The 13,402-nt window shown below is 40.8% G+C and carries 10 protein-coding genes; 8 read left to right on the forward strand and 2 right to left on the reverse strand.

Going from position 1 to position 13,402, the window contains the following annotated elements; translation table 11 throughout:
- Position 1 precedes the first annotated feature (1 nt).
- Positions 2–2,827, reverse strand: a complete 2,826-nt coding sequence (uvrA, locus tag AC27JR_RS05390; protein WP_075170529.1) for an excinuclease ABC subunit UvrA — start codon at positions 2,825–2,827, stop codon at positions 2–4.
- A 163-nt stretch (positions 2,828–2,990) separates the two neighbouring features.
- Here uvrA and AC27JR_RS05395 point away from each other — a divergent pair, with 163 nt between their 5' ends.
- The 3 genes from AC27JR_RS05395 to AC27JR_RS05405 all read left to right on the forward strand — a co-directional run bounded on the left by AC27JR_RS05395 (position 2,991) and on the right by AC27JR_RS05405 (position 7,076).
- Positions 2,991–4,358 (forward strand): MFS transporter, encoded by a 1,368-nt coding sequence (locus AC27JR_RS05395; protein ID WP_131690401.1) that lies wholly within the window; start codon positions 2,991–2,993, stop codon positions 4,356–4,358.
- 20 nt (positions 4,359–4,378) lie between these two features.
- Complete coding sequence (gene ssb, locus AC27JR_RS05400; protein ID WP_131690402.1) at positions 4,379–5,080, forward strand: single-stranded DNA-binding protein; 702 nt, start codon at positions 4,379–4,381, stop codon at positions 5,078–5,080.
- Between the two features lie 349 nt (positions 5,081–5,429).
- The gene (locus tag AC27JR_RS05405; RefSeq protein ID WP_487173000.1) at positions 5,430–7,076 is read left to right on the forward strand and encodes an EAL domain-containing protein; all 1,647 of its coding nucleotides are present in this window, start codon (positions 5,430–5,432) and stop codon (positions 7,074–7,076) included.
- 13 nt (positions 7,077–7,089) lie between these two features.
- On the opposite strand, the gene AC27JR_RS05410 is transcribed toward AC27JR_RS05405, so the two are convergent.
- On the reverse strand, positions 7,090–7,998 hold the full coding sequence (locus tag AC27JR_RS05410; RefSeq protein ID WP_487173001.1) for a 1-aminocyclopropane-1-carboxylate deaminase/D-cysteine desulfhydrase: 909 nt from the start codon (positions 7,996–7,998) through the stop codon (positions 7,090–7,092).
- Positions 7,999–8,333: 335 nt separating this feature from the next.
- Between AC27JR_RS05410 and AC27JR_RS05415 the strand changes: the two genes are divergently transcribed.
- The 5 genes from AC27JR_RS05415 (at position 8,334) to AC27JR_RS05435 (ending at position 13,402) form a co-directional block, all read left to right on the forward strand.
- Complete coding sequence (locus AC27JR_RS05415; RefSeq protein ID WP_076918879.1) at positions 8,334–10,340, forward strand: SUMF1/EgtB/PvdO family nonheme iron enzyme; 2,007 nt, start codon at positions 8,334–8,336, stop codon at positions 10,338–10,340.
- 135 nt (positions 10,341–10,475) lie between these two features.
- The gene (locus AC27JR_RS05420; protein WP_008113726.1) at positions 10,476–11,519 is read left to right on the forward strand and encodes a rod shape-determining protein; all 1,044 of its coding nucleotides are present in this window, start codon (positions 10,476–10,478) and stop codon (positions 11,517–11,519) included.
- Positions 11,519–12,361 (forward strand): rod shape-determining protein MreC, encoded by an 843-nt coding sequence (gene mreC, locus AC27JR_RS05425; RefSeq protein WP_175611398.1) that lies wholly within the window; start codon positions 11,519–11,521, stop codon positions 12,359–12,361. Before AC27JR_RS05420 ends, mreC begins: the two co-directional genes overlap by 1 nt.
- Entirely contained in the window at positions 12,354–12,833 is a 480-nt protein-coding gene (gene mreD, locus AC27JR_RS05430; protein WP_008113730.1) for a rod shape-determining protein MreD, read from the forward strand. Before mreC ends, mreD begins: the two co-directional genes overlap by 8 nt.
- Positions 12,833–13,402: a Maf family protein gene (locus AC27JR_RS05435; protein ID WP_487173002.1), complete on the forward strand. Its 570-nt coding sequence runs from the start codon at positions 12,833–12,835 to the stop codon at positions 13,400–13,402. The genes mreD and AC27JR_RS05435 overlap by 1 nt, the downstream gene beginning before the upstream one ends.

Below are 13,402 nucleotides of genomic sequence, written 5' to 3' on the forward strand. Positions count from 1 at the left end.
GCTATTTATTTAATAGCGGTTTTAAGTAGTGCCCAGTATGTGAGCGCTGACATTCAGCTACTTCTTCTGGTGTACCTGCAATCAGTATTTCACCGCCGCCAGCACCTCCTTCAGGGCCTAAATCAACGATCCAGTCGGCTGTTTTGATTACATCTAAGTTGTGCTCAATTACTACAATGGTATTGCCATGGTCGCGTAGGCGATGCAGTACTACTAATAACTGTTCAATATCAGCAAAATGGAGCCCCGTGGTTGGCTCATCAAGAATGTACAAGGTTTTTCCAGTATCACGCTTAGAAAGCTCACGTGCTAACTTAATTCGCTGTGCTTCACCACCCGAAAGTGTTGTAGCGGCTTGGCCTAAACGGATATAAGAAAGTCCAACATCCATTAGGGTTTTAAGTTTACGTGCTATAGCCGGTATTTTATCAAAGTAGTCATGGGCATCTTCAACGGTCATGTCGAGCACTTGGTTGATGTTTTTGCCTTTATATTGTACTTCTAAGGTTTCGCGATTATAACGTTTACCCTTACACACATCACACGGTACATATACGTCTGGTAAGAAGTGCATTTCTACTTTAATAACGCCATCACCTTGGCATGCCTCACAACGCCCACCTTTAACATTAAAGCTAAAGCGACCTACTTTGTAACCACGTGAACGGGCTTCTTGAGTACCTGCAAATAGCTCACGAATACCAGTGAAAATACCAGTATAAGTGGCAGGGTTTGAACGCGGTGTGCGGCCAATAGGACTTTGGTCAATATCAATTACTTTATCAAAGTGCTCAAGTCCTGCAATTGACCCATAAGGAGCTGCTTCTGCAGTAGTTGCACCGTTGAGTTCAGTGTGGGCAAGTTTAAACAAGGTATCGTTAATGAGTGTAGATTTGCCCGAACCAGATACACCGGTAATACAGGTCATTAAGCCAAAAGGTATTTTTAAATCAACATTTTTTAAGTTATTACCAGTAGCACCAAACAGTTCTAACCATTTATCGTTAGTAGCATGGCGCTCTTTAGGTACTTCTATTTTACGCACGCCGGATAAAAACTGGCCGGTAACCGAGTCTTTGCTTGCTAAAATATCATCGCGTGTACCTTGAGCAATAACATGGCCGCCATGTACGCCAGCACCTGGGCCAATATCAATAATATGATCAGCGGCACGAATGGCGTCTTCATCGTGTTCTACAACAATAACGGTGTTACCCAAATCGCGTAAATGAACTAAAGTTTTTAATAAACGGTCGTTATCACGTTGGTGCAAACCAATTGAAGGTTCATCCAGTACATACATAACACCCACTAACCCAGCACCAATTTGACTCGCTAAACGAATACGTTGTGCTTCGCCTCCAGAAAGTGTGTCGGCGCTGCGCTCAAGTGATAAGTAATTTAGGCCTACATTTATTAAGAACGATAACCGGTCGCGAATTTCTTTTAGAATTTTTTCGGCGATTTGGCCTTTTTGCCCAGTTAAATGCAAACCTTCAAAAAAGCTCATCGCCTCACCAATACTCATATGCGTAATGGTTGGCAAGTTAGTTTGACCAATAAATACATTGCGTGCTTCTTGGCGCAAACGTGAGCCTTTACAACTAGGGCAGGCTTGGCTGGTTTGATATTTGGCTAGTTCTTCACGCACTGAGTTTGACTCAGTTTCACGGTAGCGGCGGTTCATATTGTTTAACACGCCTTCAAATACATGATTACGTGTAATTAAATCACCGCGGTCATTACGGTAATTAAATGCAATTTTAGTATCGCCAGAGCCATCTAAAATAATTTTTTTATGTTCTTTTGCAAGCTCTTGATAAGGAACATCTAAATCAAACTCGTAATGTTGTGCAACCGCTTGCAACATTTGATAATAGTAAAAACTGCGTTTATCCCAGCCTTTAATTGCGCCGCCGGCTAAGCTTATTTCAGGGTTATGAACCACGCGATTCGGGTCAAAGTATTGTCTTACGCCTAAACCATCACAGCTTTGACAAGCTCCTGCAGGGTTATTGAACGAAAATAAACGCGGTTCAAGTTCGGTCATTGCATAGCCACAGGTTGGGCAGGCGAAATTTGCTGAAAACAGCATTTCTTCAGCACTGCTATCGTCCATAAAAGCAATGTTGGCAACGCCGCCTGACATTTCAAGTGCCGTTTCAAAAGACTCTGCAAGACGTTGCTGTTGGCCGTCTTTGACCTTAAAGCGATCAACCACGACTTCAATAGTATGCTTTTTATGTAAATCTAGCGGTGGTGGATCGGATAAGTCGCATACTTCACCATCTATACGAGCACGAATGTAACCTTGACTGGCAAGTTGTTCTAATAGTTTTACATGCTCACCTTTACGGTCTTTAACAACAGGGGCAAGTAGCATTAACTTAGTGCCTTCAGGCAGCGCTAATGCAGTATCGACCATTTGGCTAATTGTTTGCGCTGCAAGCGGTAAATCATGAGTTGGACAACGAGGTTCGCCAACCCGTGCAAACATTAAACGCAAGTAATCGTAGATTTCAGTTATGGTTCCCACGGTTGAACGGGGATTATGCGAGGTTGATTTTTGTTCAATGGAAATAGCAGGGGAAAGGCCTTCAATATGATCTACGTCGGGTTTTTCCATTAATGACAAAAACTGCCTTGCATAAGCAGAGAGTGATTCAACATACCGGCGTTGCCCTTCTGCATACAGCGTATCAAATGCAAGCGATGACTTTCCTGAACCAGATAAGCCAGTGATAACAATTAGTTTATCACGTGGGATGGTTAGGCTGATGTCTTTTAAATTGTGCGTGCGGGCGCCTCGGACTTCAATGTTTTCCATGCTATCTCGTTTATTGCCAAAATTATTTGTTCAGTATCGCATAATACGCTGCAATATTAATCCTTGATCATTGAAAAAATCCTTAGTTATAGACGATTAATTATTGCCAAGCTTGTGATAGAATCCTTGCCTAATTTTTTCACACAGTAAGATCACGCAAATAATGACCGCATCTTCACTTAATTCACGAGAGAAACGCGCCGCCGTATCGTTAGCGAGTGTGTTTGCATTTAGAATGCTCGGCTTGTTTATGCTGATGCCTGTTTTAGCTATTTATGGTCAATCGCTTGAAGGCTTTTCACCTTTATGGATAGGTTTTGCAATTGGTGCGTATGGTTTAACGCAGGCCGTATTACAAATACCTATGGGACGGCTGTCCGATAAAATTGGCCGTAAAAAAGTGATTGTAGGTGGCTTACTTGTATTTGCCTTGGGTTCAGTAGTTGCGGCTTTGGCCGAGTCCATACAAATGGTAACGGTAGGGCGTGCCTTGCAAGGTATGGGCGCTATCGCCAGCGCATTATTAGCGTTTGCATCAGATTTAAGTCGTGACGAACAACGACCAAAAGTCATGGCGGTGATTGGCATGAGCATAGGTATGAGCTTTGCCTTCGCTATGTTGCTTGGCCCAATAGTGGCAGCTTCATGGGGTATAGCAGGGGTGTTTTGGTTAACTGCTATACTGGCTGTATTAGGAATTTTTATTGTTACTATGCTAGTACCCAGTGCAATAAATAAAGCGCCTAAAGGCGATACACTCGCCAGCTTTAGCGATATTAAAAAGCTAATTAAACACCCGCAGCTTGCGCGTCTAAATGCAGGCGTATTATTGCTGCATTTAACATTGACGACTATTTTTGTAGTATTACCGAGCCAATTAATTAAAGATGGACTCGTGGCTGAAAACCATTGGCAGCTTTATATCCCTGTTTTGTTTTTAGCATTTTTCTTAATGGTGCCAGTAATGATAGTGGCAATAAAAAAAGAGAAAGAAAAACAAGCCTTTATTGGTTCAGTGATGGTTTTAATAGTCAGTATGTTAAGTATGTCTATGTGGGCTAATAGCGTTGTTGGCATTGCAGTTTGCATGCTGTTATATTTTGTTGCTTTTAACTTTTTAGAAGCCACTATGCCGGCTCTTGTGTCGCGTATTGCGCCTGCAAGCCAAAAAGGCTCCGCTATGGGCGGATATTCATCTAGCCAGTTCTTAGGCGCTTTTTTAGGCGGTATGTTGGGCGGGTATGTAGCACAAACCACCAGTACGCAAGCTGTGTTTGCGGCGGCGGCACTTGTTGGGGTAATATGGCTTATTATTGCGTGGAAAATGCAAGTCCCACCGAAAAGCAAAGTTATTAGTTTAATGACCCAATTAGATTCTGAAGAGCAGGCACAAACATTAGCTTCTCAGTTAGTTGCTTTACCCGGCGTAATAGAAGCAACCGTAGTTCGCGATGAAAGTCGAAGCTACTTAAAGATTAATGATAAAGAATTTGACCTAGACCAAGCCCGAAGAGTGGCTGGTTTAATCTAACGTTTATAGGAGATGGTTCCATGGCACGCGGTGTGAACAAAGTAATTTTGGTTGGTAATTTAGGGCAAGATCCTGAAGTTCGTTACATGCCTAATGGTAATGGCGTAGCAAATATTACCTTAGCGACTTCAGACAGCTATAAAGATAAAAACACTGGCCAAATGGTTGATAAAACTGAGTGGCACCGTGTAGTGTTTTTTGGCAAATTAGCTGAAATTGTAGGTGAATACTGCCGCAAGGGTTCACAAATTTACGTAGAAGGTAAACTTCAAACTCGTAAATGGACTGACCAACAAGGCCAAGAGAAATACACCACAGAAATTGTTGTTGATGGCTTTACTGGTCAAATGCAAATGTTAGGTGCACGTGGTGGCGACCAACAAAGTGGTGGCTATCAAGGTAACCAAGGTGGTCAACAAAGTGGCGGCTATCAAGGTAACCAAGGCGGACAGCAAAGCGGTGGCTATGGTCAAAATAACCAAGGCCAAAATAGTCAGCAAGGCAGTTATGCTCCACAGCAACAATCTGCACCTGCTCAGCAGCCGGCTCCACAACAAAATAACCAGTATCAACCACAGCAGCAAGGTGGTTTTGCACCTCAGCAAAGCAATGCACCGCAACAGCAAGGTGGGTTTGCACCTAAGCCACAAAATGCACCGCAAGGTGGCGCATCAAACCCTATGGAACCAACGATCGACTTTGATGACGATATTCCGTTCTAATTTCCAACTTTTTAGTTTAAAAAGTTTTAAAAAATAGCCCTGAGTAATCAGGGCTTTTTTATTGAGGCTATTTACCATACCTTTCGCTTATCTTTAAATGAGTGAATAGCTCTCATTAAAAATTTATACATTGTTTTAAGGTTTACAAAGCATAGCAACGTCAATCTGTTTAATTTGTAACAAGCCTCCTACCTGTGCCGATAAGATGCAGCTATTACTTATGACTAAATATAATGTTTATAAACATTAAGTATTAATAATAAAACAGCTACTAAACTTTTATGATTGGCTTGTGCAATTGCAAATAGTAGACAACACTTTAATAACTTATTTAATGAGCGGGTAGGTTATGAAAGCCAGTCAGTTTCAGTTTACCAATTACGCTAGTGCCTTATTTTACGCTCTGTGTTTTATGCTATTTGTTATTTTTAATAGTGGTTTGAATTTAATTTTACAATATCAAAATGAGCAAGCAGGGATAGTACTCGCCAAGCAACTGCAGCAGCCGCTAGTTAATAAGCAGCAGCTTTTGGCAAATACACCTTTTACTCTCGCCCCAGATAAAGTTTCTGGTTATGTAAAGCAGCAAAAGCATTATTTCAGCGCTAATTCTAAAGGAATTTTGTTATATTCATGGCCCACTTGGTATGCTTATAACCACCTGTTTATAATAATGAATTTATTTATTTTGACTATTGTTTTTGCTGCTAGGCACTTTATATTGCTTAAAGCGACTGTAAATAGCTCAGTGCCGAAACAGCGAAAGCAAAACGATGACCATAAAAAGGTGTGTCATACGCCTAAAATAAAGTCCCCACAACCGGTAATAGAGGTCGCAGCGAAGGAGTTTAAAACAGCTGGCTATAATATATTTGCGCTTATTCAATGTGAATGCCACTTTGATACAAACACAGACTTACAAGCGACTCTTAAAGTATTACTAGCAAAAGGCTTTACCAATACGGCTGCAATATCCGTTAAATTGTTAGCCGCGGGTAATTTTGCTTTTACTCTCAAAGGGGTTAGTGCGATTGAGAAAAAAAGTTGCGCTAAATACTTACATCAATGCATGCTTAATGCAGCCGATACTTTAGCTCCTAGAGTGACTAAAGAGTGCATAAAAGTAGGTGTGTGTACTTACTACTCGAATGCTGATCAGGTGATGGTGTATCAGCTCGCCAGATCGTCACTTACACTATCAATGCAAAGTAGAGTGAAGCATTACCATCAATTGGCACTCAATTGCAGTCACCTTCAAATGCCTGATGAAAACCTAATTACACAGCGAGTTGAAAAACAAAAATTAGCGATTTTATTTCAACCTGTATACGAGTTGGATAGTGGCACTATTGTTAAGCATCATGTTTTAATTAAAAGTAGCGATAAGGCAAATAAAAAACTATTGAATCAAGACTATATCAGTCAGTTTTACAACGAAGGTGAGGCGCTATTGCTTGATCAGGCCGTTGTTATGCAAGTTAAAAAGCTGTTGCTAATAGAAAAGTCATCGTCCGTTGTTAGTATTAAGTTACATCCTAAAAATTGGTTTAATAGCGAGTTTTGGTGTTGGTTAAGTGCACATACGAGTGACTTGAAAAGCCTGCACACTTTACAGTTTTTGATAAATGAAGCTGATTTTTTAAATTACCAAGATCGATTGCAGGTCGCTTTTTCGGCCATAACAGCGCTCAACTTTAATATCGTTATTGATGAGGTGAAAAGTAGTAAGAGTATTTTTAATTTCACCCATAATAAGCAAATAGCGGGGCTTAATTTGGCCTTTGAGCTTGTTCATGGAATAGATCATAATTATTTACAGCAGAAGTCGGTCAGGGGAATTGTGCATATTAGTAAATTATTAAGTTTGCCAGTGGTGGCCTCGAGCGTAGAAACATACCAGGAACTACAATTTTTAAAAGTGATAGGTGTTAGCACTGCACAAGGGGGGTATTTTTCTAGATTATTACCCGACTACACTCAAGTTGCATTTCATTAGCTCTGTTTACAAGTTAAACAAGTCCACGATATTTTAGCCCATCTAAACCTTGTAGCCCCCCTGTATGAATGGCAATAATTTTGCTGCCTGGGGCAAAGTAATCATTGTTTATGAGTTGCCAAAGTGCGTACATCATTTTACCGCTGTAAATAGGTTCTAGTGGTAATTGATATTGCTGCTGCATATACTGGCAAAACTGCCATAGCTCAGTGGTAAAACGACCATATCCGCCATTGTGAAACTGTGTAAGTAACTGCCAATTACTTTGTGATTTTGCTCGAGGACTAAGAGCCCGTATTTCATCTCGCAGGTAGTCGGCTTGCTTTAAAACAGCAATACCTAATACAGTACTTTTACTTGAACTGCCCTCTATTAAGCCCGCTAAGGTTCCACCACTACCTGTAGGGCAGATTAAGTAGTCGTGCTCAGGTAAACTTTGTGCAAGTTCTTTACATCCCTCTATAGCAAACTCGTTAGTGCCTCCTTCAGGCAGGATATACGCATTGGGAAATCGGGCCTGCAATGCTGCTAAGTATGTTTTATCATTTCGTTGTCGGTACTCTAATCGATTCACTACATGTAATTGCATGCCACATTGTTTTGCAAATCTTAGCGTTGGATTATTTAGATCAAGCTCCGGACCGCGCACAATTGCGTGGGTTACTAAGTTAAACTCCTTTCCCGCCGCAGCACACGCGTGAATATGATTTGAAAAAGCACCACCAAAGGTCAGTAATTCTGTTTTGCCCTGTTGTTGCATGCGAACTAAATTGTATTTGAGCTTTCGCCATTTATTACCACTGATAACAGGATGCAATAAATCATCGCGCTTAATGCTTAGCGTAATCTTTTTATCTGCTAACAATTTGTTGGTAATTGGTTGCAAATAACTATGTTCATTAATACTGAATGGTATTGGCATTATCACTCTTTTTCATTAGTTACATGATGAATGTGCTGTGTAATAGCGTTATTTTGACTCAGGTTTTATTACTTAAGCAAACTAAAAAAAGGGAATTAGCTGCTAAATTGGTATCTCAAGTGCGTAAAAAACAAATAAATATCGATGTTGTTAAATAAATTAGCTATTTAGTACAAATGAAACGGTTATTTACTGGCATGAAGCGGGATAATAGTTGTAAACTGAGATAATAAATGAACAAAGCTTGTGTTTTGTGCTTCAAGTACATAGCATAAGGTTTTATTATAAAAAATAATAATAACCAAATAATTGCCGCTTTTTTGGGACTGGAATATATGCGAATTGCTCCTTTATCTCTGTTAATTTCTGCTAGCCTTTTTGCCAGCACAGTATTTGCACAAGATACAACTACTGTAAACAGAATTGAATCAGAGATTAATACGAAACAAACAGAATACACTCGTTCAACAACGATGCTCGATAAATATTTACAAGAAGAAAATCAACTTCAAACCCAACTTGAACTGCTTAGAGCGCGTTCAACACAGCTTGATAAAGAAAAAAATCAAGCGTTGGATGCGATGAATGACATGTATCGACGCTTAATTGATAATCCATCGCTTGATATTACGCAGGCACAATCGCGTTATCAAAAAGCCGTTGTTGATCAAGAACAAAATAAAAATGATATCTCAATGCAATTGGCGGCAATTGCATCCCATCTAAAAGATATTGAGCAAATTCGCGCAGACAAGCATACGCTACAAAACACGCTTGAAAGTTTAAAAGTGCAATACACCTCAGCGCGTGTAGAGCGTTTGCGTAATGAGTTTACCCGCGAGGGAACGCTTGAAGTTGACTATAATATTAACTGTAAGCGCACTGACACCCTTGCAGCATGTGAGCAACGAGCTCAACAAATGGGGTTAAAAAAAGCAACCAAACGTTTTATCGATCAAATATTTGAAAATCTAACAGAAAAGCGCCTTGTTGAGCCTAAGCGAGACATGGCAGGTGCACAGGTTCAGATTTTAAGTAGTCATGTAATTAACAGCGCGTTTAGCGGCCAAGGTAATTACAATGTAAATTTAAGCGTTACCATGCGTGGTGATGTAAACAGCAGCCGTTTGTGCCATTTATTAAGCGTTAATAACAGTTTTTGTTCAGAATATGGTACGCCGCTAGCAAATACTTATCAGCCAAATTACGGCGCTACTTTTTCTGATAGTCAGTTAACATTCAGTGATAATGCGGATAATAAAGCGGTCGCTGTTGTTGCAAAAACAGTTAATAAAAAGCCTAAAGTGGTCGCTGAACAAAAGAAAGATCAACTAGTTCAGTTAACTTTGCGCTCTAACGTGCATGGCGATGAAGTATTTATTAATGACATTCGTGTAGGTTCTACTCGTTTAGTGACAAATTTACCTCGTGGTTTACATAAATTAGAAATACGCAAAGAGGGTTACGTTCCTTATAAAGCGCGTATTGACTTAAAAAAGACACGTACACTTTTTGCTAAGTTAGAAAAAAAGTCAGAGTCGATTGCTGCACCGACTAAAAAGCGAGAGCAAATAATACAAGCAGATTGCCCTAAAGGAATGGAAGTTGATACACAGCCACCAACAGTGGATTCGTCGGCCGTAATCATTCCTGTTGGCACATTCAAAATGGGCGACATCAACGGCAATGGACTGGAAAATGAACGTCCGGTTGTTGAAAAAACGATTAGTGAATCGTTTGTAATGCAAAGCAAAGAAGTGACTGTTGGCGCCTTTGAAGCGTTTGTAAACGAAACGCAATATAAGACTGAGGCTGAAAAAGGCAAAGGTTGCGCTTATTACCTAAATGGCGAACCCGTTTGGGAAGCAAACTTAAATTGGCGCGCTCCTGGGTTTGAACAAACGAATGAGTTTCCAGCGGTATGTTTGACGAAAAATGACGCCACGGCTTACGCAGAGTGGTTTTCTGATAAAACTGCGCAAACGTATCGCCTACCTACTGAGGTTGAGTGGGAATATGCTGCGCGTGCAGGCACAGATACTGAGTACCCTTGGGGTAACGAAATTGGTAAAAACTTAGCTAACTGCGGTTGGTGTGGTAGCGAATGGTCAAACAAACGCACCGCACCGGTAGGGTCTTTTTCAGCAAATGCATTTGGCTTATACGATACCGTGGGTAATGTATGGGAATGGACTAGTAGCACAGGGAATAAAAAAGATGCCGTTGTTCGCGGAGGCGCATGGAATTTTGCACCTAGCCTTGCTCGTGCCTCAACGCGTTTAGTTTTAGCACCAGACTTTAGAGCTAATTACATCGGCTTTCGCTTAATGAGCGAACGATAATATTTAGTGAGGAAGCATACGCTTCCTCTTTTTAATGATTACAAAGACGGTTGCGCTTTACATTGCTCATTACATTGAGAATGTTAAAGTAAGCGCAACTACAATAAGAACGAATTTCAAAGGTCATCCAGCCTCATGTTTAAAAAACTCCGTGGTATTTTTTCAAACGATCTGTCGATCGATTTAGGTACAGCTAACACACTAATTTATGTAAAAGAAGAAGGGATTGTATTAAATGAACCTTCTGTTGTTGCTATTCGTCAAGAGCGTGCTGGTGGCCCTAAAAGCGTTGCTTCTGTAGGTACAGAGGCTAAACAAATGTTGGGGCGTACGCCAGGTAACATTAAAGCTATTCGCCCAATGAAAGATGGCGTGATTGCTGATTTTTATGTCACCGAAAAAATGTTACAGCACTTTATTAAACAAGTGCACAACAATAACTTTATGCGACCAAGCCCACGTGTACTTATTTGTGTACCTTGTGGTGCTACACAAGTTGAAAAGCGTGCCATCCGCGAATCAGCAATGGGTGCAGGCGCTCGTGAAGTATACTTAATTGAAGAGCCTATGGCTGCTGCAATTGGTGCTGGCTTACCAGTATCAGAAGCAACGGGTTCTATGGTTGTTGATATTGGTGGCGGTACAACTGAAGTGGCTATTATTTCACTTAACGGTGTTGTGTACTCATCATCAGTACGTATTGGTGGCGATAAGTTTGATGAAGCCATTATTAATTATGTACGCCGTAACTTTGGTAGCTTAATTGGTGAAGCCACGGCTGAGAATATTAAACACCAAATTGGCTCTGCATTCAAAACAGATGATCCTGTGGAAATCGAAGTGCGTGGTCGTAACCTTGCAGAAGGTGTTCCACGTTCGTTCACACTTAACTCTCATGAAATTTTAGAAGCATTACAAGAGCCGCTAATGGGGATTGTAAGCGCTGTTATGGTTGCACTTGAGCAATCACCACCTGAGCTGGCATCTGATATTTCAGCGCATGGCATGGTATTAACTGGCGGTGGCGCATTACTAAAAGATTTAGATCGTCTACTCATGGAAGAAACAGGTATTCCAGTGGTTGTTGCTGATGATCCACTTACCTGTGTTGCTCGTGGCGGCGGTAAAGCGCTTGAGATGATTGATGTGCACGGTGGTGACGTTTTTAGTTACGACTAATGAAATCAATGTTTGAAAAAACGGTATCTCTGCAACTGCGACTTTTTGTCGCAGTGCTTTTGAGTATCGTATTGATCCTCGGAGACAAGTTCACGCAAGGTGGTGAGAATATTCGCACCAGTTTGAATACCTTAGTTAGCCCGCTCATTTATGTTGCCAACCTGCCTTACGAAGTATTTAGTTTTAGCGCTAAGAGCTTACATACCCGCGAGCAGTTGCTTACCGAGAATGAAGCACTGAAAAAAAAGCAAGTATTGCAGAGCGAACAAATACAACAATATGAATTCTTAGCAAAAGAAAATCAAAAACTACGAGCATTAATGGGCTCGTCTTCAAAACATTCAAATCGTAAAATTATTGCTCAAGTGCTTTCTGTTCACTCAAATCCTTATAGCCACCAAGTGGTGATAAATCGCGGTACCACCGATGGTTTAAGTGAAAGCCAAGCGGTGATTGATGATATGGGCTTAGTGGGGCAGTTGACTAAAGTGGGCTCAACCACCTCTCGGGTGTTATTAATTACCGATACCACCCATGCTACGCCTGTGCGTATTTTACGTAATGATGTGCGAACAGTGGTTGAAGGTATAGGTAAAATTAACGTATTGAAGCTGTCACATGTGCCGCACAGTTTAGATGTACGTATTGGCGATGTATTGGTTACATCTGGCCTTGGTGGCACGTTTCCTGAAGGCTATCCGGTAGCGGTGATCACCGAAATTACCCGTGATGAAGGCCAACCTTTTGCGCAAGTATTTGCTGAGCCGATAGCTCAATTAGACCGAATTCGATTATTAGTGGTGTTATGGCTAAATCAGCAGGAGTTGATGGGAGATGATTAACCGTCAAATGCTATTAATTGCATTGAGTATTTTCTTTGCATTGGTAATGGCATTGATGCCGCTACCCTTTTCCCTTGAACCATTTCGCCCTGATTGGGTGCTGTTGGTGCTTATGTACTGGTCTTTGGCTTTACCACATCGTTTAAACATTGGTACGGCTTGGGTTGTTGGGTTACTAATTGATTTAGCGACTGGCTCTTCTTTAGGTGTAAACTCATTGACCTACTCGGTGTGTATTTTTGTTACGGCAAGTAACTTTCAAAAAATTCGCAATTTTTCATTGTGGCAACAAAGCCTTTTAATTGGCTTATTCTTAACGCTTTACCATTTGATGCAGTTTTGGTTAAATCATTTTTTACTTGGCGTTTATTTTAGCCCACATTACTTATGGCCTGTATTAACAGGCATGTTGAGTTGGATATGGGTATTTTTATTACTTAGAAAATACCGTAGACACTTTAGGATCAGATAATGACTTGCGCAGTATATTTAGCCTCCGCGTCTCCCCGTCGTAAAGAGCTTTTAACCCAGTTGGGTATCGAGTTTTCACAATTTAGTGTTGATGCCGATGAAAGTCAGCTTGCTAACGAACTCCCATATGATTATGTCGAACGCTTAGCGCGTTTAAAGGCACAAATGGGGGTAGAACAAGGTTTTACCGATCGTCCGGTTTTAGGCAGTGATACTGTAGTCGTGATTGACAATCAATCTTTAGGTAAACCTCTAGATAAACAAGATTTTACTCACACCTTAAAGCGTTTATCAGGGAATACTCATCAAGTGTTAACTGCTATCGCTTTTGCGACACCAAAAAAAGTAATGAGTTGTGTTGTCAGTACTGATGTTACTTTTAAAATACTCAGTGATGAAGAAATAGACGCTTACTGGCAAACGGGCGAGCCTCAAGATAAAGCCGGTGGTTATGGTATCCAAGGGTTGGGCGGGCGCTTTGTAACGTATATTTCGGGTAGCTATTTTGCCGTTGTAGGCTTACCTTTATATGAGACAGAACAATTATTACATACATTCTTAAGAGGGTAG

It is taken from the genome of Pseudoalteromonas sp. NH0006-26, assembly GCF_057552415.1.